At 52.8% G+C, this 22,210-nt stretch carries 21 protein-coding genes and 1 tRNA gene; 14 read left to right on the top strand and 8 right to left on the bottom strand.

Features of this window, described 5'->3' with window-relative positions; genetic code table 11:
- Positions 1-34: 34 nt before the first annotated feature.
- The 5 genes from gatA to gatC form a co-directional block, all read right to left on the bottom strand.
- A complete protein-coding gene (gene gatA, locus BM261_RS00970; protein WP_074894293.1) occupies positions 35-1,483 on the bottom strand; it encodes an Asp-tRNA(Asn)/Glu-tRNA(Gln) amidotransferase subunit GatA in 1,449 nt (482 codons plus the stop codon).
- Between the two features lie 87 nt (positions 1,484-1,570).
- A complete protein-coding gene (locus tag BM261_RS00975) occupies positions 1,571-2,779 on the bottom strand; it encodes a phospholipase D family protein (protein ID WP_074894295.1) in 1,209 nt (402 codons plus the stop codon).
- A 190-nt stretch (positions 2,780-2,969) separates the two neighbouring features.
- Positions 2,970-3,299 (bottom strand): hypothetical protein, encoded by a 330-nt coding sequence (locus tag BM261_RS12605; protein ID WP_074894297.1) that lies wholly within the window; start codon positions 3,297-3,299, stop codon positions 2,970-2,972.
- A gap of 84 nt (positions 3,300-3,383) precedes the next feature.
- Positions 3,384-3,869, bottom strand: a complete 486-nt coding sequence (locus BM261_RS00985; RefSeq protein ID WP_074894299.1) for a hypothetical protein — start codon at positions 3,867-3,869, stop codon at positions 3,384-3,386.
- 30 nt (positions 3,870-3,899) lie between these two features.
- A complete protein-coding gene (gatC, locus tag BM261_RS00990; protein WP_040665683.1) occupies positions 3,900-4,190 on the bottom strand; it encodes an Asp-tRNA(Asn)/Glu-tRNA(Gln) amidotransferase subunit GatC in 291 nt (96 codons plus the stop codon).
- Positions 4,191-4,386: 196 nt separating this feature from the next.
- On the opposite strand from gatC, the gene BM261_RS00995 reads away from it, so the two are divergent.
- The 8 genes from BM261_RS00995 (at position 4,387) to BM261_RS01030 (ending at position 13,029) form a co-directional block, all read left to right on the top strand.
- Complete coding sequence (locus tag BM261_RS00995) at positions 4,387-5,430, top strand: rod shape-determining protein (RefSeq protein ID WP_049248438.1); 1,044 nt, start codon at positions 4,387-4,389, stop codon at positions 5,428-5,430.
- A gap of 18 nt (positions 5,431-5,448) precedes the next feature.
- The gene (mreC, locus tag BM261_RS01000) at positions 5,449-6,324 is read left to right on the top strand and encodes a rod shape-determining protein MreC (RefSeq protein ID WP_074894642.1); all 876 of its coding nucleotides are present in this window, start codon (positions 5,449-5,451) and stop codon (positions 6,322-6,324) included.
- A 6-nt stretch (positions 6,325-6,330) separates the two neighbouring features.
- A complete protein-coding gene (gene mreD, locus BM261_RS01005) occupies positions 6,331-6,831 on the top strand; it encodes a rod shape-determining protein MreD (RefSeq protein WP_074894301.1) in 501 nt (166 codons plus the stop codon).
- Positions 6,828-8,882, top strand: a complete 2,055-nt coding sequence (mrdA, locus tag BM261_RS01010) for a penicillin-binding protein 2 (protein WP_074894303.1) — start codon at positions 6,828-6,830, stop codon at positions 8,880-8,882. Before mreD ends, mrdA begins: the two co-directional genes overlap by 4 nt.
- Positions 8,879-9,985: a rod shape-determining protein RodA gene (rodA, locus tag BM261_RS01015; protein WP_074894305.1), complete on the top strand. Its 1,107-nt coding sequence runs from the start codon at positions 8,879-8,881 to the stop codon at positions 9,983-9,985. The genes mrdA and rodA overlap by 4 nt, the downstream gene beginning before the upstream one ends.
- 141 nt (positions 9,986-10,126) lie before the next feature.
- Positions 10,127-10,618 carry a DUF456 domain-containing protein gene (locus BM261_RS01020; RefSeq protein ID WP_070453185.1) on the top strand — a complete coding sequence of 164 codons (492 nt, stop codon included), beginning with the start codon at positions 10,127-10,129 and terminating at the stop codon, positions 10,616-10,618.
- A gap of 100 nt (positions 10,619-10,718) precedes the next feature.
- Positions 10,719-12,344, top strand: coding sequence for an ABC-F family ATPase (locus BM261_RS01025; protein WP_074894307.1), 1,626 nt, complete (start codon positions 10,719-10,721; stop codon positions 12,342-12,344).
- Positions 12,345-12,534: 190 nt separating this feature from the next.
- Positions 12,535-13,029, top strand: coding sequence for a hypothetical protein (locus tag BM261_RS01030; RefSeq protein ID WP_003770536.1), 495 nt, complete (start codon positions 12,535-12,537; stop codon positions 13,027-13,029).
- Here BM261_RS01030 and BM261_RS12610 read toward each other — a convergent pair.
- Positions 12,999-13,286: a hypothetical protein gene (locus BM261_RS12610; RefSeq protein WP_174888218.1), complete on the bottom strand. Its 288-nt coding sequence runs from the start codon at positions 13,284-13,286 to the stop codon at positions 12,999-13,001. The two genes, BM261_RS01030 and BM261_RS12610, sit on opposite strands and share 31 nt — an antisense overlap.
- A gap of 24 nt (positions 13,287-13,310) precedes the next feature.
- Between BM261_RS12610 and BM261_RS01035 the strand changes: the two genes are divergently transcribed.
- The 3 genes from BM261_RS01035 to serS all read left to right on the top strand — a co-directional run bounded on the left by BM261_RS01035 (position 13,311) and on the right by serS (position 16,761).
- Positions 13,311-13,754 (top strand): DUF6882 domain-containing protein, encoded by a 444-nt coding sequence (locus tag BM261_RS01035; protein WP_074894309.1) that lies wholly within the window; start codon positions 13,311-13,313, stop codon positions 13,752-13,754.
- Positions 13,755-13,933: 179 nt separating this feature from the next.
- Positions 13,934-15,346: an SLC13 family permease gene (locus BM261_RS01040; protein ID WP_074894311.1), complete on the top strand. Its 1,413-nt coding sequence runs from the start codon at positions 13,934-13,936 to the stop codon at positions 15,344-15,346.
- Positions 15,347-15,468: 122 nt separating this feature from the next.
- Positions 15,469-16,761 (top strand): serine--tRNA ligase, encoded by a 1,293-nt coding sequence (gene serS, locus BM261_RS01045; RefSeq protein ID WP_074894313.1) that lies wholly within the window; start codon positions 15,469-15,471, stop codon positions 16,759-16,761.
- Positions 16,762-16,846: 85 nt separating this feature from the next.
- On the opposite strand, the gene gloA is transcribed toward serS, so the two are convergent.
- Entirely contained in the window at positions 16,847-17,254 is a 408-nt protein-coding gene (gene gloA / locus BM261_RS01050; RefSeq protein WP_049248450.1) for a lactoylglutathione lyase, read from the bottom strand.
- Positions 17,255-17,543: 289 nt separating this feature from the next.
- Here gloA and BM261_RS01055 point away from each other — a divergent pair, with 289 nt between their 5' ends.
- Positions 17,544-19,085, top strand: a complete 1,542-nt coding sequence (locus tag BM261_RS01055) for a Re/Si-specific NAD(P)(+) transhydrogenase subunit alpha (RefSeq protein WP_074894315.1) — start codon at positions 17,544-17,546, stop codon at positions 19,083-19,085.
- 98 nt (positions 19,086-19,183) lie between these two features.
- Positions 19,184-20,569, top strand: coding sequence for a Re/Si-specific NAD(P)(+) transhydrogenase subunit beta (gene pntB / locus BM261_RS01060; RefSeq protein ID WP_074894317.1), 1,386 nt, complete (start codon positions 19,184-19,186; stop codon positions 20,567-20,569).
- Between the two features lie 256 nt (positions 20,570-20,825).
- Here the strand turns inward: pntB and BM261_RS01065 are convergent.
- Positions 20,826-20,901, bottom strand: a tRNA-Ile gene (locus tag BM261_RS01065).
- A gap of 174 nt (positions 20,902-21,075) precedes the next feature.
- Between BM261_RS01065 and mnmA the strand changes: the two genes are divergently transcribed.
- The gene (gene mnmA / locus BM261_RS01070) at positions 21,076-22,179 is read left to right on the top strand and encodes a tRNA 2-thiouridine(34) synthase MnmA (RefSeq protein WP_074894319.1); all 1,104 of its coding nucleotides are present in this window, start codon (positions 21,076-21,078) and stop codon (positions 22,177-22,179) included.
- Positions 22,180-22,210: the final 31 nt, after the last annotated feature.

The raw sequence follows: 22,210 nt of genomic DNA on the forward strand, positions 1-22,210 counted from the left end.
GTTTTCAGACGGCCTCAAAGGCTACCTGAAAACTTCACACAGGTACTTTCGTATGCCAATCACTTACCAACTGTACTTGATGCGCTGCGCCAAGGATTTTGGCTTCGGAGAAGTGGTTGCCGATGAACTGCACGCCGATGGGCAGTCCGCTGCTACTGAAACCTGCGGGTAGGGTCAGGGCGGGCAATCCTGCCAGATTCACGGCGATGGTGTAGATGTCGGAAAGGTACATCTGCACGGGATCGTGGATGTCGCTGCCGAGTTTGGGGGCGGCGGTGGGCGCAGTTGGGGCAAGGATGAAATCACATTGCGCGAATGCCGTCTGAAAATCGTTGGCAACGAGGCGGCGCAGTTTTTGGGCTTTCAAGTAATAGGCATCGTAGTAGCCGTGCGACAACACATAAGTGCCAATCATGATGCGGCGTTTGACTTCGCTGCCGAAGCCTTCGGCGCGGGTGTTGCTGTACATTTCTTCAAGGTCGCCGAATTGGGCGGCGCGGTGGCCGTAGCGCACGCCGTCGTAGCGGGAAAGGTTGGTGCTGGCTTCGGCGGAAGCGAGGACGTAGTAAGCGGGGATGGACAGGGCGGTTTGGGGCAGGGAAACTTCAATGGTTTCCGCACCTTGCGCTTTTAAGAGGTCAATAACGTTTTGCAAAGCAGCCTGCACATCGGCATCCGCGCCTTCGCCGAAATATTCTTTAGGTAGACCGATTTTCATGCCTTTGAGCGGTTTGTCCAAATCGTGGGTGTAGTCTTCTTTGTTACGTTCCAAGCTGGTGGAATCGCGCTCGTCGAAGCTTGCCATCGCATTGAGCAAAATCGCGCAGTCTTCGGCAGTTTGCGCCATTGGGCCTGCTTGGTCGAAACTGGATGCGTAGGCAACCATGCCGAAGCGGGAAACCGTGCCGTAGGTGGGTTTGATACCGGTGATGCCGCAGTGTGAAGCAGGCTGGCGGATGGAGCCGCCGGTATCTGAACCGAGTGCGGCAGGAGCAAGGCGTGCGGCAACGACCGCTGCGGAACCACCGGATGAACCGCCTGGGACGTGCTCAGGATTCCACGGATTTTTGGTTGCGCCGTAGAACGAGGTTTCATTGGTCGAACCCATGGCGAATTCGTCCATGTTGGTACGACCGAGCGTTACCATGCCTTCGTCGAGCAGGTTTTGGACGACGGTGGCAGTGTAGGGCGAAACGAAATTGTCCAGCATCTTGGAGCTACACGCGCTGCGCCAACCTGTTTGACAGAAAATGTCTTTGTAGGCGATGGGTATGCCGGTGAGTGCGGTAGCGTTACCTTGCGCGATACGTGCATCGGCGGCACGGGCTTCGGCGAGAGTTTTATCTTGGTCGAGAGTGATGTAGCCGTTGATGGAGGAGTTATTTGCGGCGATGGCGGCAAGATATTCGGTTGCCAGCTCGACGGCAGAGATTTGTTTGGATTGGAGCAGTTGGCTGGCTTGTTTGAGGGTGTATTGGGTCATTTTCGGGTCTTTCGGTTGGAAATAATTGGGAATTTAAAGGGGGGGGGATGGGGTGCAGGCTGCCTGAAAGCAGATAGCAGGTAATTGCTAGCTTTTCTTTGGTTCATAATAAATACAGTCGATAAGGGCAACCCTGCCGTCCCATGCTTTTTGTTCGATTGTATCTTGTGGTCTGCTGCTGTTAAACCAAGCAGTATCGTAAATACGCAGCAAAATTTCATCCCAATAGCGTTCAGCATTAAGGTTTTTAGGCAAATCTAATTCCGCACATATTTTTTCTTTGTTTGCGCCATTGAAGCAAAAGAACAAATCAGGTCTTTTCATTGTTAATAGCCGCGTAGCAACACCTATCGGGTTGTTAAAGCCGGCTTGCCGGAAAATTTTGTCATACTCTAAAAAATTACTTTTACTAATCTCTCCTGTTAAAGGAATTAAGTTAATGGCTTGAATAATTTTTGGATTTCCATTATTAATCTCCTTGTGGAAATTACCATTGCTCTTGGTGCTGCCAAACAAACCATAGTCTAGTTCTTGACTGCCTTTTGCATTATTGGGCAAACCCGAAATAAGTTTTCGATTCTCTGAATCTATGGAAAGAAAGTTTCCATTATTTTGGAAAAATTCTTTTACATAATCCAATAAATCCAATCGATCTTTAAACGATTGATTTTTATCCTGCTGGATTATTTTAAAATATTTATCCCACGAATATGTCAATATGTTAGTGGATAAGATGCTCTTACCCATTTCACTATGCTTATTACCAGTCAGATAACGGTTGGATAGAGTCTGTAAGGGTTTTTGCCGTTGATGATAAAGGATACGATAGCGTTCGATTTGTTCGTCGCCAATTTCTACGGCGTTATCGAAGCAATCATTTTTTAAAAAACAGGAAATTTCTTGAAAAAAATCGGCAGATTCCCCTTTTATTAAAAGCATAGTTTCTCGATTGTTGCCATTAAATGCACCGTTGGTAAAGTTTGCGCTACCTGAAAGCAATACCCAATCAGTTGGCGTATTCCAAAATAAATACAGCTTCGGATGAAATACACCATTTGTTTGCAAGATGAATCTCGCATTTTTATTGTGCTGTAGTTGTGCCAAAACTTCAGGGTCTGTTTGATAAAAATGTAGACCAATAGTTGAGTGTTGGATTTTTTCTTGGTATTCAAGCAGGTTTTGAAAAGCAGGATGCTCTGTTGAAGCCCATGCTGTCGCAAAAGACATATATTTATATTTCTTAATTAACGTAATAAAATTCTTGCTTAATTCTCTTGCACTAGTAATGAGATCCATAATATAGCTACACTCCTAATTGTATCTAGGTTGTCAGATCTATTTTATACCTTTGTGGGTTTATATATTTCGGGCTACCTGAAGGAGGCGGTTTCAGCGGCAAAGCGTTGCAGGTCTTCTGCCATTAGCCGGTTTCAAACGGCATGTCGACAGTGAGCCAGCCGCGTAGTTGCGCCAGTATGTCGAGCCGCTATATGGCGAGCAGTGAGAGGCGATGCAGTTCGGGGAGCAGGCTACCTGAAATTGTGATGCTGCCGAAGGCGGTGGCGATGATGGCTTTGTTGGTTTGATAGGCTTCGGTTTTGTTTTCGCGGGGCAGGTTTATAACCTTTTTTTGTCTTTCGCATGATGAGCTTGTCAGCGGCTTTTTGACACTCTGCTTCATCGCCGTAATTCGGTAATTTTGGAAACGTCCGTTCGTTCCAAGCTTACCGAAATTAACCATGATGTCATTGCCGGCAGCATCAATAATCCAAAATTTTTGAGATTTATCGTCGGTATATATGAAAGCCTGCTTCATAAAAATGCCTTTCAGGCCGTCTGAAAGAGTAGATATTGCTTTACAGACGGCCTGCTTAGGCAAAGCAAAACATCTGATGCTTGTTTATTTCACGCGGCGGCACACGGTTTCCACCATTTTGCCGCTGTGCATGGCTTCTTCGGAATCTTCTTTTTGCACCTGCTCAATGACTTCCTGCGGCATTTTTTCAGGACTATCGTAATCGTGGATATCGGCGCGCTCTTCAAGCTTGCCGTTTTTTCCGAACAGTGCAATCGCACTCATGACAGACTGCTTGGGCTCTTGGCAGTGCACCCAATCCAAAATCAGCATATGGGCATGTTTGCCTGCGCGGGCAGGCTGATGCAGCGTGACGGTCGAATACCAACCGTTGCCAAGATTTTTTACACTGGACGGATAGAGCGATGCACTGTATGTGCCACCCGGGGTTTCGTAGTCATACAAATGCACGGTTTTACCCGAACGGCCGGCAAGCAGGGCGGCGGATTTTTCGTTATCACCCTGGTTCGGTGCGGCATGGGCACTAACGGCAAATGCGCCGAGCAGTAATGCTGTTAAGATTTTGTTCATCATTGACTCCTTAAAAAAATTAAATTCAACTTACTCTTCAATCACCTGGGGCACGATATACAGGCGATTGCGAACTTCGGGGGCGACAGCTTGATATTCGGCAGCGTGATCGGTTTCGGTAACGGCATCTTCACGCAGGCGCAGCGCGGTTTCATGCGGATGCGGCATAGGCTCTACTCCGTCTGTATTCACAGACTGCATTTTCTCAACCATAGCGAAAATGTCATTCAACTCGGACAAAGTTTTCGTTTTCTCGTTTTCTGTCAAACTCAAGCGCGACAGCTTGGCAATTTTTTCCACATCAGACAAATTCAAGGCCATGAAAAATTCCTTAAAGATAATTAGCAATATTGGCGAATTAAGGTATGATAGCGCGTTTTCCGAACTACTTCGGGCGCGGGATTATAACCGAAACCTTCCCTACCATTAAAGATTTCCGCTTTTCAGACGGCCTGTTGCGCTTGATTCAGGCCGTCTGAAAATGTGTTCAATACATTGTTACCATTCAGGATTACTCATGTTTCTGCGTTTCATCACACGTTATTTCTCCAATGATTTAGCTATCGACTTGGGCACCGCCAACACTTTGATTTACTCCAAAGGCAAAGGCATCGTTTTGGACGAACCTTCAGTGGTGGCCATGCAGATTCACCCCGACACGGGACAACGTTCGGTTTTGGCCGTCGGCACTGATGCAAAAAAAATGCTCGGCCGCACGCCGGGCAGCATCAAAGCCATCCGCCCCATGAAGGACGGCGTTATTGCTGAATTTACCGTAACCTCTGATATGCTGAAGCATTTCATTAAAAAAGTAACTAATAGCCGTTTTGCCGCCACCCCGCGTATCGTCATCTGTGTTCCCTGCGGCTCTACCCAGGTAGAAAGAAAAGCGATTCAAAACTCAGCTGAAGAAGCCGGGGCGTCAGCTGTCTATCTAATCCAAGAACCTATGGCTGCAGCCATAGGTGCAGGTCTGCCGATTGACGAGCCGACCGGCTCAATGGTAGTCGATATCGGCGGCGGCACGACCGAAGTGGGCGTAATGTCTTTATCCGGCATGGTATATTCCCATTCGGTACGTGTCGGAGGAGATGCGTTTGACGAAGCGATTATTAACTATGTCCGCCGCAATTACGGGATGCTGATTGGCGAAGCGACTGCCGAAAGCATCAAAAAAGAAATCGGCACGGCATTCCCGGGCATGGAAGTCAAAGAAATCGAAGTCAAAGGCCACAATGTTGCCGAAGGCATCCCGCGTTCGTTTACCATTTCCTCCAACGAAATACTTGAAGCCATTACAGAGCCGATCAATCAAATCGTACAATCTGTAAAAACCGCACTGGAAAAAACCCCGCCCGAACTGGGTGCTGACATTGCCGAACGCGGCTTGGTACTGACCGGTGGCGGAGCATTATTGAAAGGATTAGATCGGCTTTTGGCTGAAGAAACCGGATTGCCCGTTATGATTGCCGAAGATCCGCTGACCTGCGTGGCACGCGGCACAGGCCGCGCATTGGACTTGATAGGCCGTCTGAATTCCATTTTTGCTCCGAACCCCTAATTGCCGCCGTTACCCGCCATGTCCAAATCGCTTAGTTTTACCCGCAGTTATCGCGAGCGTCCCGTCAATCGGTTGATTATCCTGTCGATAATCAGCATCCTGTTGATGGTATTGGACAACCGCTATGCAGCCGTCCGCCAACTCAAGGCTTACTTGGCCATCGCACTGCAACCTTTGCAATGGCTAGCCGACCAGCCTGTCGCACTGTATGACTACGGCAGTACATTCCTGCAATCACAGCAAACACTCATTCAGGAAAATCAAAGGCTGCAAACCGAAAATATGCGCCTGAGCACCGCCATCCGGCAAAACGACGTACAGCAGCTTCAGCTGGCAGAATTGAAAAAACTCAACCTCTTAGCCGGCAGCGGTATCGGCAACAGCACGGCGGCACAAATTGTTTCAAACGGCAAAAACCCCTTGTCTGACAAATTATTGTTAAACAAAGGCAGCAACGACGGACTGAAGGCCGGCGATGCGGTAATCGACCAATACGGCCTAATCGGCCAGATCTCGGCAGTGCAGCCTTTTAATGCCGAATTAACCGTACTCACCAGCAGTCAGACAGTCGTTCCCGTAATGGTGGCGCGTACCGGCGTACGCAGTTTGGTCTATGGCGACAGCAACCAGGTTTCCCTGCGCTATTTCCCATTAGATGCCGATTTGCAGCCTGGCGATTTACTGGTTACATCAGGAATGGATTCTGTCTACCCTGCCGGCATTCCTGTGGCCAAAGTGGAAAGTGCCCTGCGTTCTTCCGGAACGCCTTACTACCGCACAACCTTATCTATTCCTGCCGCCATTCGCAGCAGCAAATATGTTTTGGTATTGCCGCAAATTGAAGAACTGTCGATTCAGACGGCCTCTTCCGTTGCGGCATCCTCTCCCCAATAAGAACCCATGACTGATTTTGACGACTTTCACAACCGGATTCCCAAACGTCTGATTGCCGCCACTTTTGCCGCTTCCCTGCTGTTTGACCTGATTCCGTTTCCTGCCGCATTGTCTTTCTGGCTGCCCGAAATGACTGCCCTGAGCCTGCTGTATTGGGGGCTTAACCGTCCGCAATCGGTCGGCCTGTTTACCGCGTTCGCCTGCGGCCTATTTCTGGATACCGGTATCGCCCTACCACTCGGACAACATGCACTGGCCTATGTCCTGATGGTCTTTTTCATTCAAAAATACCAACGGCGCATTATCCTGCAAAGCTACGCCTTTCAAGCGGTTGCCGTCTTTATCGCACTAACCGGAAGTCAGCTTACACTGCTGATTATCCGCCTGATAAGCGAACACCGCCTCATCGGCCTATCCGGACTTTTAGCCCCTGTTGTGGGCGCATTGGCCTGGCCGATGCTGAACAAATTGATGCTGGCCGTCCTTAACCTGTACCGTCGCCGATGAAAACACTCCGCCACATTTCGCGTCTCGGCAATGACAATGCCTCCATCCAGCGCGACTTCCGTATCAGACTACTTGCCGCCTTTCTGTTTATCTTCCTGTTATTCAGCATCTTGGCGGCACGCTTTGTCCATCTTCAAATCCACAAACGGGACGAATTTACCGCCCAAGCAGCCTCCAACCGTATTTCCTTAATTCCTACGGCACCGATACGGGGAGAAATCGTCGATGCGAACGGCGTCGTGCTGGCGCGCAACTATCCGGCCTACTCATTGGAAATCATACCCAGCCAAATCAAAGGCAAACTGGACGACACCATCGCCGTCCTAAAAACATTGGCCGACATTACCGAAGCCGATTTAAACCGTTTTCAGAAATTCCGTACCGAATTCCGTTCCTACGAAAAAATCCCGCTCAAGCTGAAACTCACGCCGGACGAGGCATCGCGTATTGCCGCCCGCTTATATGCGCTGCCCGGCGTGGAAATCAACGCCAGAACCTTCCGCGAATACCCTTATGGGGAATTGACCGCACATTTCTTGGGTTACATCGGCCGCATCAGCGACAAAGACCAAGCCAAACTGGCCGAAGAAAAACTGGGCTCACTGTATCGGGGCAGCACCCACATCGGCAAATCCGGCTTGGAAAGTTTTTACGAACGCCAGCTGCATGGCCTGCCCGGCTACCGCGAAGTAGAAAAAGACGCCTACGGCAACATCATCCGCACCCTGCGCACCGTTCCGCCGCAAAACGGCCAAACCCTGAAGCTGGCAATGGACATCCGCCTGCAACAAGAAGCCGTCCGCCTGATGCGCGGCAAACGCGGGGCCATGGTGGCCATCAACCCGCAAACAGGCGGCGTACTGGCTTTTGTATCCAACCCGTCTTTCAACCCCAACCTCTTCATCGACGGCATCGACGGCGAAAACTGGAAGGCATTGAACGAAAACTGGCAAAAGCCGCTCATCAACCGTGTTACCCAAGGCCTGTATCCGCCAGGCTCCACTTTCAAACCATTTATGGCCATGGCCCTGCTCGAAAGCGGCAAAATTACCCAATCATCCGTGATTCCCGCCCCCGGCGCATGGAGCATTCCGGGAACCAAACATATGTTCCGCGACTCCGTCCGCAGCGGCCACGGTTCGGCTAACTTAAGCAAAGCCATCCAAGTTTCCTCGGATACCTTTTTCTACCGACTCGGATTTGAAATGGGCATTGAGAAAATCCGTCCGTATTTGGCGGAATTCGATTTCGGCCAACAAACCGGTATCGATTTGCCGAATGAATACCGCGGCGTACTTCCCTCGCCCGAATGGAAAGAAAAACGGTTTTCCAAGTTACCGCCCGAACGGCGCCGCTGGAACACGGCAGAGATGGTGCCGATCAGCATCGGCCAGGGCTATAACGCCTATACCCCGCTGCAAATGGCGCACGCCACCGCTACCTTGGCCAACAACGGCGTGGTTTACCGTCCGCACTTGGTCAAAGAACTGCTGGATCACAATAAACAGCAAATCACCCTAATCGACCCTAAACCGCAGCGCGTCCTACCGTTCAAGCAAAGTAATTTCAACTACGTCAAAGCGGCGATGGCCAAAGTACTGCAGCCGGGCGGAACCGCACGAAAAATCGGTGTGGGTCTGAAATACAGCATGGGCGGCAAAACCGGTACTGCCCAAGTGGTGCAAATCGCCCAAGGTAAAAACTACAATGCCGCCGCACTGGCCGAACAACACCGCGACCATGCCTGGTTTATTGCCTTCGCGCCCATGGAAAAACCGCAAATCGCCATTGCCGTGATTTTGGAAAACGGCGGCTGGGGTGCCAATGCCGCCCCCTTGGCCCGCGGGCTGAGCGATTATTACCTGCTCAAACTCAAATCGGGTGGCGACCACGACATCCCGGTGGACAACCGCAATAAAACAGGCGTGGATAACCCCCTGCTGGCAGGCAGCGGCACCGTGAGGCCGTCTGAAAACAAAATCACCGAAGCCTTCCGCACCATCCATAACCCTGAAGCCGCACATTCGGCCGCCTCGGAAGCCGCACCATGACCGAAGAAAACATCCTATTGAAACTCAAACGCCTGATTTGGGATCCGATGGATGCCTGGCTCTTTTACGCCATGCTGATCATCTACATCATGAGCCTGTTCCTGCTCTACTCGGCCGACGGCCAAGACATCGGCCGGCTGGAAAGCAAGACCATACACACCATCATCGGCTTTGTCCTGCTGTGGATTATTGCCCGTATCAAGCCGCAAACACTGGCTGCCTTTGCACCGCCCGCCTACATTCTCGGCGTACTGCTGCTGTTGGGCGTGCATTTTTTCGGCATTACCGTAAACGGCTCCACCCGCTGGCTGAACCTCGGCATCCGCATCCAACCTTCCGAAATCATGAAAATAGCCCTGCCGATGATGGTGGCCTGGTATTTCCAACGCCATAGCGGCAACCTGCGCTGGCATCACTACCTGATCGCACTGATATTGGTCATGGTGCCGGTCATGCTGATCCTCAAACAGCCCGACCTCGGCACGGCCACCCTGATTATGGCTTCCGGCCTGTTCGTCGTCTTCTTCGCCGGACTACCGTGGAAAGTCATTTTCGCCTCCGTCGTCCTCTTCATCTGCGCCCTGCCGTTGATGTGGAACTACGGTATGCACGACTATCAAAAAACTCGCGTCCTTACCCTGCTCGATCCGACAAAAGACCCGCTTGGCGACGGATACCACATCATCCAATCGATGATTGCCATCGGTTCGGGCGGCGTTTGGGGCAAAGGCTGGCTCAACGGTACGCAAACCCATCTCGATTACATCCCCGAGTCCACCACCGACTTCATCTTCGCGGTATATGGCGAAGAATTCGGCCTGATCGGCAACCTCCTTCTGCTGTTGATTTACCTGGTTATCCTCGGCCGCGGGCTCTACATCGCCTCGCAGGCACACAACCTCTATAGCCGCACACTGGCCGGCGCGCTGACCATGACTTTCTTCTGCTATGCCTTTGTCAATATGGGCATGGTCAGCGGCATCCTGCCCGTGGTCGGCGTACCGCTACCACTGGTCAGCTACGGCGGCACATCCACGTTATCCATTATGATCATCCTCGCCCTCTTGATGGGCATCGCCAATCAGAAAGACAAACGGCGTTAGGCCGTCTGAAACCCCCCCCCTTACAATCAATCTTCTCCCGAATCTTTCAGACGGCCTTGACATGGTTTCCCCGCTTCGCACACCATCCAGGCCGTCTGAAAAACATATTTCCCCACCAGCCGTTTAGAAAGTACCCGCATCATGGCACCCACCCTGCTCATCATCCTCGGACTGACCGCCCTCGCCATCGGCCTCCTCGGCACGATATACCCTGCCCTTCCCGGACTGATCCTCATGTTCGTAGGAGCCTGGCTGCTCGGATATGCCGACGACTACGCCACCATCGGCAGCGGCACCCTGATTGCCATCGGCATCTTTACCGCCGTCGGCACGGCAACCGACTTCGTAGCGGGTATGCTCGGCGCAAAATTCACCGGCGCAAGTAAAGAGGCCGTCTGGGGATCGTTTTTCGGCGGCATTGCCGGTGCCTTTTTCGGCATTCCCGGCCTGCTGCTCGGCCCGCTGCTCGGTGCCGCAATCGGAGAATTCCTCGCCCGTAAAGATGCCTGGCTGGCAGGGAAAGTCGGCATCGGAGCCTTTATCGGCTTCATCTTGGGCGTGGTGGCGAAAGTCGGCTGTGCCGTCGCCATCCTCCTGACCCTGTTGGGCGTATGGCTTTACAGCCTGTTTTAAGGCCGTCTGAAAAATTCCAAATCCGGCACGTTATCGGGCGTATGCCCTCTTATGCTACAATCCGCCGATTTTTGATTTCCCTATTTGAAAGAGCTATTCCATGATTTCCACCAACAACATCACCATGCAGTTCGGCGCGAAGCCGCTGTTTGAAAACGTCTCCGTCAAATTCGGCGAAGGCAACCGCTACGGCCTTATCGGCGCGAACGGTTCGGGCAAATCCACCTTCATGAAGATTTTGGGCGGCGATTTGGAGCAGACCAGCGGCGAAGTGGCGATTGAACACGGGGTACGCTTGGGTAAACTGCGCCAAGACCAGTTTGCCTACGAAGACATGCGCGTGCTGGACGTGGTGATGATGGGGCACACCGAAATGTGGGCGGCGATGACCGAGCGCGACACAATTTACGCCAACCCAGAAGCCACCGAAGAAGACTATATGCACGCGGCCGAACTGGAAGCCAAGTTTGCCGAATACGACGGCTACACCGCCGAAGCGCGCGCCGCCGAATTGCTCAGTGGTGTGGGCATTGCCGAAGAACTTCACAACGCCACCATGGCCGAAGTCGCGCCCGGCTTCAAGCTGCGCGTATTGCTGGCGCAAGCCCTGTTTTCCAAGCCCGACGTGCTGCTCTTGGACGAGCCGACCAACAACTTGGACATCAACACCATCCGCTGGCTGGAAGGCGTGCTGAACCAATACGACAGCACCATGATTATCATCAGCCATGACCGCCACTTCCTGAACGAAGTCTGCACCCACATGGCGGATTTGGACTACAACACCATCACCGTTTACCCCGGCAATTACGACGACTACATGCTCGCCTCCGCCCAATCCCGCGAGCGCGCGCTGAAAGACAACGCCAAAGCCAAAGAAAAATTGCAGGAACTGCAAGAATTTGTGGCGCGCTTCTCGGCCAACAAATCCAAAGCCCGCCAAGCCACCAGCCGTCTGAAACAGGCCGACAAAATCAAAGCCGAAATGGTGGAAGTGAAACCCTCCACCCGCCAAAACCCGTATATCCGCTTTGAAACCGACGAGAAAAACAAACTGCACCGCCAAGCCGTGGAAGTGGAAAACCTGGCCAAATCGTTCGACAAAACCCTGTTTGAAAAGCTGTCTTATATTCTGGAAGCCGGACAACGCCTCGCCATCATCGGCCCGAACGGCGCGGGCAAATCCACCCTGCTGAAACTATTGGCCGGCGCGTTTGACGAAAAACTGTCCGACATCAAACCCGATGCAGGCTGCATCAAATGGGCGGAAAAAGCCACCATCGGCTACTACCCGCAAGACCACGAAAACGACTTCGACGTGGACATGGACCTGACCGAATGGATGCGCCAATGGGGGCAGGAAGGCGACGACGAACAAGTGATTCGCGGCACGCTCGGCCGCCTGCTGTTCGGCAGCAACGACGTGGTGAAAAAAGTGAAAGTGCTCTCCGGCGGCGAAAAAGGCCGCATGCTCTACGGCAAACTCTTGCTGCTGAAACCCAACGTGCTGATTATGGACGAGCCGACCAACCACATGGACATGGAAAGCATCGAATCACTGAACATGGCGCTGGAAAAATACAAAGGCACGCTGATTTTCGTGTCGCACGACCGCCAGTTTGTGTCTTCTCTCGCCACACAGATTATCGAGCTCGACGGCAAAGGCGGCTATGAATATTATCTGGGCGATTACGAGAGCTATCTGGCGAAAAAAGGGATTGAGTAAGACAAGTGCAGACTGCCTGAAAATCGGCAAAGCGGTTTTCAGGCAGCCCATGGGGCAATCAGTTATAGTGGATTAACTTTAAATCAGGACAAGGCGACGAAGCCGCAGACAGTACAGACAGTACGGCAAGGCGAGGTAACGCCGTACTGATTTAAAGTTAATCCACTATAAAACGAAAGAAAGAGAAAGTATGTTCACACTCAATGGGTTTGGTACCACGTTTGTCGGTGAATGCGATTACGAACCGGACGGCACGTACGTTACCACGGCGTGGATTGTGGCTTTATGGATACCGCTGATTCCACTATATAGCGCGCGGGTTTTGTCGATAGATTCGACCATACTCTCCGGCGCAACTTATCAAATCATCAAGCAGCCGGTGCATTGGGGTCAGGCTCGGCGGATATGGGCATACACACTCGGCATACCCGCACTTCTTGCCTTGTTTGCTTGGATGGCGGGCGTGTTGGATTCATTGTCGCCGCTGGCGGGGCAAATCTCATTTTGGCTGGCGGTGGGCGCGATGTTTGCCTACACCCTTTTGCCGTTTTTCCTGCGCTATCGGGCCTGCAAGGCAATTGGTTTGCGCTACAAAGAGCTGAAAGTATCGCCGATTATTTGGCTGGCAATCGTGTTGCTGTTGCTTGCCATCGGTTATGTGGTGTGGTTTGGAAACCAACTATAGTGGAGGCTTGGAATCGGCTCATGTGAGGCTACCTGAAAATCGGTACGGCGGTTTTCAGGTAGTCCTTGTTTTACGTGCGCCCCACAGCCCGCCCATACCCACAGATAACCGGCAAACTGCATACGGCTGAACGGTTCGTGGAAGGCGGTGAGGCCGAGCAGGAATTGCAGGCTGGGCGAGAGGTATTGCAATATGCCGATGGTGGTGAGACGGATGTGTTGTGCGGCGGTACTTGGCTGTGGGCTTGGTGCAACCAAGGTTAGGATTTTGCCGAAAACATTGTGCGCGACAGCTTTGCATTGCAACGATACGGTAAGGAAAACGGCATTGCGTGGCTGACCGAGCGTACGTTTGAACTGGAACAGGACGACGTGGAGGCAGTGGCTGCCGTTGCCGTCGGCATCACGCAGGCGGACGGCTATTATTTGGCATTTCACGATGCGGGCATTGCCGTATTTGCCCTGCGCGATCCGCGTTTGAAACAAGCATTGGCCGCCGAGAATCCTGCCCGCGCCACTGTCGTCATTCCCGAGATGGTGGCAACGTTTGTGCTGTATCGGCAGCACGAAGCCGTTGCCGAATATCTGCGCCAAGCAGGTTATCAAATTGAGCAGAGCGAAAACGGCAAACACATCGGCATCACGGCGCAACGCAATGGCAGCGTGCTGAAAGCCGATTTTGAAGACGGCTTCTTTCGTGATTTGTCTGCCCAACTGCAAAAATAATTTTTCAGACGGCCTCCAGACGCATCCAAAGCCGCTGTAAAGGCCGTCTGAAATAATATTTGCAATGTCTGGAAAATCCCCTTACTTTAATTTTTTGCCATTTCATGTAAATTCATGTTATCGTGCGCACACCGAAGCTTCGGCTTTCGGCAAGAAGAATCCATTAGGAGAGATTTTCCATGACAAACAAACCTCAAACCGACCAACAGCCGGAAAACGTGGAGTTATTGAGCGCACAAGCGCCGATAACCAATTTCCGAGGCCTGATGATCGCCATCGTTGCCACCATTATCAGCGTGGTGCTCTATCAAATCCTGCCTTATGACGAAAACGTCAATAAAGGCCTGACCATCTTGGCATTTGTCGCCATCATGTGGTTTACCGAAGCCGTGCATATCACGGTAACCGCATTGATCGTGCCGCTTTTCGCCATTTTGTTCAAAGTTCCCGAAATGGGCACGAAGCAAGCATTGGCAGGATTTTCCGACCCGATTATTTATGTCTTTTTCGGCGGATTCGCACTGGCCACCGCGCTGCACATGCAGAAGCTGGATCGGAAAATCGCTATTTGGCTGATTTCCCTTTCGCGCGGCAACACCTTTATCGCCGTGCACCTCCTGTTTGCCGTTACCGCCCTCCTTTCCATGTGGATCAGCAACACGGCCACTGCCGCCATGATGTTACCGCTGGCCATGGGTCTGATGAGCCATCTGGATAAGGAAAAAGACCGCAATACTTTTGTCTTCGTCCTTCTCGGCATCGCTTATTGCGCCAGCATCGGCGGTTTGGGTACCGTGGTCGGCTCTCCGCCGAACGCCATCGCCGCCAAAGCCCTGAATTTAGATTTTGCAGGCTGGATGAAATTCGGCCTGCCGATGATGCTGGCACTGTTGCCGCTGATGCTGATTTCTCTGTTCGTCATCTTAAGGCCTAATCTGTCGCACCGTGTCAAAGTGGAAAAAGAAGACATTCCATGGACAATGCACCGCGTGATTGCCATGCTGATTTTCATCACTGCGGCCGTAGCTTGGGTAATGGGCGACAAACTGAAAAAACAATTCGGCATTGATAGTCCGGATGCGTTCGTAGCCCTCACGGCAGCCGTTGCAGTGGTGATTTTCGGTGTGGTGCGCTGGCGCGAAGTCGCCCGCAATACTGACTGGGGCGTATTGCTGCTGTTCGGCGGCGGCATTGCCTTGAGCAACCTGTTGCAAAAATCGGGTGCGTCGGCCGCATTGGGTAACGAAATGGCTTCGGCTTTTGTCGCCACCCATCCGTTCATTGTGATTCTGGCTGTGTCCGCCTTCATCATCTTCCTGACCGAGTTTACCAGTAACACCGCCTCTGCCGCCTTGCTCGTGCCCGTTTTTGCCAGCGTGGCCGAACAAATGGGCATGCCGAAAGAAGTGATGGTACTCATCATCGGTATCGGCGCATCTTGTGCCTTTATGCTGCCGGTGGCCACACCTCCGAATGCCATCGTGTTCGGCACGGGGCTGGTTACGCAGAAAGACATGCTGCGGGTTGGTATGCTGCTCAACATCCTCAGCATCGTCCTGGTTTCACTGTGGGCGTACTTCTTCCTGCGCTAAAACCCTGAAACCGTCTTAGAGGCCGTCTGAAACCTTCTTTCAGACGGCCTTTCGGTTTTTTGCCGCTGTAAAATCGTTTACAATACCGCACATTCCTTGACAAACCATCCAACGGACATCCCATGTTAGACATCCAACAACTCCGCAGCGACACAGCCGCAGTCGCCGCACGCCTGGCCGCACGCGGTTTCCAATTCGACACCGCCCGCTTCGAAGCCCTGGAAAACAAACGCAAACAGCTTCAGGTCAAAACTGAAGAATTGCAGGCCGAGCGCAACAGCGAATCGAAAAAAATCGGCATGCTCAAAAGCCAAGGCAAACACGAAGAAGCTGAACAGGCCATGAATGCCGTGGCACAAATCAAAACCGGTCTGGAACAGGCCGCCGCCGAACTCGAGGCCGTGCAGACAGAACTCGAAGCCTGGCTGTCCGCCATCCCCAACCTGCCGCATGAAAGCGTACCCGCCGGCAAAGACGAAACGGAAAACGTCGAAGTGCGCCGCGTCGGCACACCGCGCACATTTGATTTCGACATTAAAGACCACGTTGATTTGGGTGCACCCTTGGGCTTGGACTTTGAAGGCGGCGCGGCACTCTCCGGCTCCCGCTTCACCGTCATGAAAGGCCAAATCGCCCGCCTGCACCGCGCACTGGCGCAATTCATGCTCGATACCCACACGCAGCAACACGGCTACACCGAACACTACACGCCCTATATCGTAAACGACAGCACGCTCTACGGCACGGGGCAACTGCCTAAATTCGGCGAAGACCTGTTCCACGTTACCCGAGGCGGCGACGAAAGCAAAACCACGCAATACCTGATCCCTACCGCCGAAGTTACCCTCACCAACACCGTGCGCGACAGCATCGTGCCGTCTGAAAAACTGCCTCTGAAACTGACCGCCCATTCCCCCTGCTTCCGCAGCGAAGCCGGTTCGCACGGTAAAGACGTGCGCGGCCTGATCCGCCAACACCAGTTCGACAAAGTGGAAATGGTGCAAATCGTTCGCCCCGAAACGTCTTACGACGCGCTGGAAGAAATGGTCGGCCACGCCGAAAACATCCTGAAAGCCTTGGAACTGCCCTACCGCGTCATCACCCTCTGCACGGGCGACATGGGCTTCGGTGCGGCCAAAACGTATGACTTGGAAGTTTGGGTGCCCGCGCAAAACACCTACCGCGAAATCTCAAGCTGTTCCAACTGCGAAGACTTCCAAGCCCGCCGCATGAAGGCCCGCTTCAAAGATGAAAACGGCAAAAACCGCCTGGTACACACCCTGAACGGCTCCGGCCTGGCAGTCGGCCGTACTTTGGTGGCCGTTTTGGAAAACCACCAAAACGCAGACGGCAGCATCAACATCCCCGCCGCCCTGCGTCCTTACTTAGGTGGTTTGGAAAAACTGGAAGCATAAGCAAGCCGTCCCGTCGAATAAAGAGGCCGTCTGAAAACCTTGAAACGGGTTTTCAGACGGCCTCTCTTCATGAATCTGCCAACCTTTAATACTGCACGGAATCTTTGCCCGTATTTTTCTGGATAAACTCGATTTTATAGCCGTCGGGGTCCTCCACAAAGGCAATCACGGTCGAACCGTGCTTCATCGGTCCGGCTTCACGTACGACTTTCCCGCCCTTCCCTTTCACACGTTCGCAGGCTTTATAAGCATCGTCCACTTCGATGGCGATGTGGCCGTAAGCATTGCCCAAATCGTAGCTTTCGGTATCCCAGTTGTGGGTCAGTTCCAAAACCGTACTTTCAGCCTCGCTGCCGTAGCCGACGAAAGCCAGCGTAAACCGTCCTTCGGGATAATCCTTCTGACGCAGCAACCGCATCCCCAATACGTCCTGATAAAACTCGAGCGATTTTTTCAAATCGCCCACCCGCAGCATAGTGTGGAGCATACGCATAATTGTGTTTCCTTTTTTTATCCGTTTAATCGACAAAGTGCTGCCAATCCTGCACTTCAAGCGGCAACATTGTACGGCAAGCGGCTGCCGGGCGGCAATAAACGATGCCGAAATGCGTTTTTTTCAGCCAAAGCGGTTGCCCCTGTTCAGGCTTTCAGTTATAAAGTTAATCAATATCCTCGGATAAACGCTATGCCTTAATTTTCGGCGGTCTTGCAGTCGTGAATCCCACTGCATCAATTGCCTTTTATCGCTTTCCATATCCTGAATATTTGAAAGGAAACAATACATGAAAATCGGTATCCCAAAAGAGTCCCTTGCCGGTGAAACCCGTGTGGCCTGCACCCCCGCCACCGTTGCCCAATTGCAGAAACTGGGCTTCGACGTGGTGGTGGAAAACGGCGCAGGCTTGGGCGCGAGTTTTGACGATGCAGCCTATGAAGAAGCGGGGGCAACAGTTGCCGCAGCCGCCGAAGTGTGGAAATGCCCGCTGATTTACAAGCTGAACGCGCCGAACGGCAACGAATGCCGCCGTCTGAAAGAAGGCCAGACTTTGGTCGGCTTCCTTTATCCGAACCAAAACGAAGAACTGGTTAAAAAACTGGCCGATAAAAAGGTCAATGTATTGGCGATGGACATGGTTCCCCGCATTTCCCGCGCGCAGGCTTTGGATGCTTTGTCTTCGATGGCAAACATCAGCGGCTACCGCGCCGTAATTGAAGCCGCCAACGCATTCGGTCGTTTCTTCACCGGTCAAATTACTGCCGCCGGCAAAGTACCGCCCGCGCAGGTTTTGGTGATCGGTGCAGGTGTGGCGGGTTTGGCGGCAATCGGTACGGCAAACTCGCTCGGCGCAGTGGTGCGCGCGTTCGATACCCGCTTGGAAGTGGCGGAACAAATCGAATCGATGGGCGGTAAATTCCTGAAACTCGACTTCCCGCAAGAATCGGGCGGCAGCGGCGACGGCTACGCCAAAGTGATGAGCGACGAATTTATCGCCGCCGAGATGAAGCTCTTTGCCGAGCAGGCGAAAGAAGTGGACATCATCATCACCACCGCCGCCATTCCGGGCAAACCCGCGCCCAAGCTGATTACCAAAGAAATGGTGGAAAGCATGAAATCCGGCTCCGTCATCGTCGATTTGGCGGCGGCGACGGGCGGCAACTGCGAACTCACCAAACCGGGCGAATTGTTCGTGACCGACAACGGCGTGAAAATCATCGGCTACACCGACATGGCAAACCGCCTTGCCGGACAGTCTTCCCAGCTTTACGCCACCAACTTGGTGAACCTGACCAAGCTGTTAAGCCCGAACAAAGACGGCGAAATCACGCTGGACTTCGAAGACGTGATTATCCGAAATATGACCGTTACCCGCGACGGCGAAATCACCTTCCCGCCTCCGCCGATTCAGGTTTCCGCCCAGCCGCAGCAAACGCCGTCTGAAAAAGCCGCGCCTGCCGCCAAGCCCGAGCCGAAACCCGTTCCCCTGTGGAAAAAACTCGCGCCCGCCGTCATCGCCGCCGTATTGGTGCTGTGGGTCGGCGCGGTCGCACCCGAAGCATTTTTGAACCACTTTATCGTGTTCGTCCTCTCCTGCGTCATCGGCTACTACGTCGTCTGGAACGTCAGCCACTCGCTGCATACCCCGCTGATGTCCGTGACCAACGCGATTTCCGGCATCATCGTCGTCGGCGCACTGCTGCAAATCAGCCAAGGCAACGGTTTCGTTACCCTGCTGGCCTTCATCGCCATCCTGATTGCCAGCATCAACATCTTCGGCGGCTTCTTCGTAACGCGCCGGATGTTGAATATGTTTAGGAAAGGGTAAAACGGGTTTTCAGACTGTCAAAGCCGTCTGAATCAAGTTTTCAGACGGCCTCCGAGTTTCAAAATACATTTACTTTCACAAATAATTGGAGAATCACCATGTCTTCAGGACTCGTTACAGCGGCGTACATCGTAGCCGCGATACTGTTCATCTTCTCGCTGGCGGGGCTGTCCAAGCAGGAAACCGCCAAGCAGGGCTGTTATTCCGGCGTAGCCGGTATGGCGGTTGCCTTGTTCGTTACCGTGTTTTCCGAAAACACCAACGGACTCGGCTGGATCATCATCGCCATGCTGATCGGCGCCGCCGTCGGCATCTACAAAGCCAAAAAAGTCGAAATGACCGAAATGCCCGAACTGATTGCACTTCTGCACAGTTTCGTCGGCTTGGCGGCGGTTTTGGTCGGCTTCAACAGCTATATCGAGCCGGGCAACGTTTCGCACGATATGCACACCATCCATCTGGTCGAAGTCTATTTGGGCATCTTCATCGGCGCCGTAACCTTTACCGGCTCGCTGGTCGCGTTCGGCAAACTCAACGGCAAAATCAGCAGCGCGCCGTTGCAACTGCCCGCCAAACACAAACTCAACCTCGCCGCATTGGTTTTATCCTTTATCCTGATGCTGGTGTTCGTATCCGTTGACGGCAGCGGCTTCATCCTGATCCTGATGACCCTGATCGCCCTCGCATTCGGCTGGCACTTGGTCGCCTCCATCGGCGGCGCGGATATGCCCGTGGTCGTGTCCATGCTGAACTCCTACTCCGGCTGGGCGGCCGCAGCGGCAGGCTTCATGCTCTCCAACGACCTACTCATCGTAACCGGCGCGCTGGTCGGTTCCAGCGGCGCGATTCTGTCCTACATCATGTGTAAAGCCATGAACCGCTCCTTCATCTCCGTCATCGCAGGCGGCTTCGGTACCGACGGCTCCGCCGCAGCCTCAGGCAGCGAAGAAATCGGCGAATACCGCGAAGCCAAACCCGCCGAAGTCGCCGAAATGCTGCGCAACGCCGGCAGCGTCATCATCACCCCGGGCTACGGCATGGCAGTGGCGCAAGCACAATACCCCGTTGCCGAAATCACCGAGCTTTTGCGTAAAAACGGCACCGAAGTACGCTTCGGCATCCACCCCGTCGCCGGCCGCCTGCCCGGTCATATGAACGTACTGCTCGCCGAAGCCAAAGTCCCCTACGACATCGTGTTGGAAATGGACGAAATCAATGACGACTTCCCCGAAACCGACGTAGTGCTGGTCATCGGCGCAAACGACACCGTCAACCCCGCCGCCCAAACCGACCCGAACAGCCCGATTGCCGGCATGCCCGTGTTGGAAGTGTGGAAGGCAAAAGAAGTCGTCGTCTTCAAACGCTCGATGAACACCGGCTACGCAGGCGTACAAAACCCGCTGTTCTTCAACGAAAACAGCGTAATGTGTTTCGGCGACGCGAAGAAAACCGTTGACGAGATTTTGGCGGAATTGAAGAAATAAGGCCGTCTGAAAAGCTCGGCTAAGATTTTAAATCCGTCTGATTGGACAAAATCGCTGCAAGCCCTATCCATGAAGGCTTGCAGCAATTTTTTCACGTCATTCGAATTTCACAATAATAGCAGCCAACCGGCCCATTTAAGATACGGCAGATGAAAACAGTCCGATCATGTCCGCTTTGCATCATGCCGACATTCGCCAAACCAATTGTTCAGATACAAAAAAACCGCCGGAACCTATATTCCATGCGGCTTAGATATGGTGGGTCCGGTGGGGTTCGAACCCACGACCAAGGGATTATGAGTCCCCTGCTCTAACCCCTGAGCTACAGACCCGGCTAGAACAAAACAAATAAGGGCGCGATTGTATCCTTAAATTCGCATTGAAACAAGCATAGATTTTATATTTTCAGACGGCCTGCTATACAAAGGCCGTCTGAAAATATAAAATCCTGGCGCAATTAGCAATTTGCTAACCCCTTATCCTCATCTCATTTCCACCTCCCAGGCATGAACATCGACCACACACAGCAAAACATCATCGTCGGACTCTCCGGCGGTGTCGATTCCTCCGTAACCGCCGCCTTGCTCAAACAGCAGGGTTATCAAGTGCGCGGTGTGTTTATGCAAAACTGGGAGGACGACGACAATGACGAATATTGCAGCATCAAGCAAGACTCTTTCGATGCCATTGCCGTCGCCGACATCATCGGCATAGACATCGACATCGTCAATTTTGCCGCCCAATACAAAGACAACGTATTCGCCTATTTTCTCAAAGAATACAGCGCGGGGCGCACGCCGAATCCGGATGTGTTGTGCAATGCCGAAATCAAATTCAAATGCTTTTTGGACTATGCCATAGAGCAGGGCGCGGATGCCATTGCCACCGGACACTATGCGCGCAAAGAAGTCCGCAACGGCACTCATTACCTGCTTAAAGGTTTGGATCAAAATAAAGACCAAAGCTATTTCCTTTACCGCCTCAAGCCTTTCCAACTCGAGCGCGCGATTTTTCCGTTGGGCGATTTGGAAAAACCTGAAGTCCGCCGCCTTGCCGCCGAATTCAATTTGCCGACTGCCGCCAAAAAAGACAGTACCGGCATCTGCTTCATCGGCGAACGTCCGTTCCGCGAGTTCCTGCAAAAATACCTGCCGACCAACAACGGCAAAATGGTCACGCCCGAAGGCAAAACCGTCGGCGAACACGTCGGGCTGATGTTCTACACGCTCGGACAGCGCAAAGGACTGGGTATCGGCGGCGCGGGCGAACCGTGGTTTGTTGCCGCGAAGGATTTGACGAAAAACGAACTCATCGTCGTACAAGGTCATGACCATCCGCTGCTCTATACCCGCAGCCTCGTTATGAACGATTTGAGTTTCACCCTGCCCGAACGCCCGAAAGAAGGGCGCTACACCTGCAAAACCCGCTACCGCATGGCGGACGCGCCCTGCGAATTGCGTTATCTGGACGATGACACGGTCGAGCTGGTGTTCGACGAACCGCAATGGGCGGTAACGCCCGGTCAATCCGCCGTGCTGTACGACGGCGATGTCTGCTTGGGCGGCGGCATTATCATGTCCACAGACAAGCCCGTCATCATCACCCGATAAAACATCAGGCCGTCTGAAAACCGATTGGCGC

Source organism: Neisseria elongata subsp. elongata, from assembly GCF_900113545.1.
GTDB lineage: Bacteria > Pseudomonadota > Gammaproteobacteria > Burkholderiales > Neisseriaceae > Neisseria > Neisseria elongata.

What these genes read in the sequence shown, in the direction of transcription:
- gatA (WP_074894293.1), bottom strand. Translation starts at nt 1,483, where the DNA reads ATGACCCAATACACCCTCAAACAAGCCAGCCAACTGCTCCAATCCAAA.
- BM261_RS00975 (WP_074894295.1), bottom strand. Translation starts at nt 2,779, where the DNA reads ATGGATCTCATTACTAGTGCAAGAGAATTAAGCAAGAATTTTATTACG.
- BM261_RS12605 (WP_074894297.1), bottom strand. Translation starts at nt 3,299, where the DNA reads ATGAAGCAGGCTTTCATATATACCGACGATAAATCTCAAAAATTTTGG.
- BM261_RS00985 (WP_074894299.1), bottom strand. Translation starts at nt 3,869, where the DNA reads ATGAACAAAATCTTAACAGCATTACTGCTCGGCGCATTTGCCGTTAGT.
- gatC (WP_040665683.1), bottom strand. Translation starts at nt 4,190, where the DNA reads ATGGCCTTGAATTTGTCTGATGTGGAAAAAATTGCCAAGCTGTCGCGC.
- BM261_RS00995 (WP_049248438.1), top strand. Translation starts at nt 4,387, where the DNA reads ATGTTTCTGCGTTTCATCACACGTTATTTCTCCAATGATTTAGCTATC.
- mreC (WP_074894642.1), top strand. Translation starts at nt 5,449, where the DNA reads ATGTCCAAATCGCTTAGTTTTACCCGCAGTTATCGCGAGCGTCCCGTC.
- mreD (WP_074894301.1), top strand. Translation starts at nt 6,331, where the DNA reads ATGACTGATTTTGACGACTTTCACAACCGGATTCCCAAACGTCTGATT.
- mrdA (WP_074894303.1), top strand. Translation starts at nt 6,828, where the DNA reads ATGAAAACACTCCGCCACATTTCGCGTCTCGGCAATGACAATGCCTCC.
- rodA (WP_074894305.1), top strand. Translation starts at nt 8,879, where the DNA reads ATGACCGAAGAAAACATCCTATTGAAACTCAAACGCCTGATTTGGGAT.
- BM261_RS01020 (WP_070453185.1), top strand. Translation starts at nt 10,127, where the DNA reads ATGGCACCCACCCTGCTCATCATCCTCGGACTGACCGCCCTCGCCATC.
- BM261_RS01025 (WP_074894307.1), top strand. Translation starts at nt 10,719, where the DNA reads ATGATTTCCACCAACAACATCACCATGCAGTTCGGCGCGAAGCCGCTG.
- BM261_RS01030 (WP_003770536.1), top strand. Translation starts at nt 12,535, where the DNA reads ATGTTCACACTCAATGGGTTTGGTACCACGTTTGTCGGTGAATGCGAT.
- BM261_RS01040 (WP_074894311.1), top strand. Translation starts at nt 13,934, where the DNA reads ATGACAAACAAACCTCAAACCGACCAACAGCCGGAAAACGTGGAGTTA.
- serS (WP_074894313.1), top strand. Translation starts at nt 15,469, where the DNA reads ATGTTAGACATCCAACAACTCCGCAGCGACACAGCCGCAGTCGCCGCA.
- gloA (WP_049248450.1), bottom strand. Translation starts at nt 17,254, where the DNA reads ATGCGTATGCTCCACACTATGCTGCGGGTGGGCGATTTGAAAAAATCG.
- BM261_RS01055 (WP_074894315.1), top strand. Translation starts at nt 17,544, where the DNA reads ATGAAAATCGGTATCCCAAAAGAGTCCCTTGCCGGTGAAACCCGTGTG.
- pntB (WP_074894317.1), top strand. Translation starts at nt 19,184, where the DNA reads ATGTCTTCAGGACTCGTTACAGCGGCGTACATCGTAGCCGCGATACTG.
- mnmA (WP_074894319.1), top strand. Translation starts at nt 21,076, where the DNA reads ATGAACATCGACCACACACAGCAAAACATCATCGTCGGACTCTCCGGC.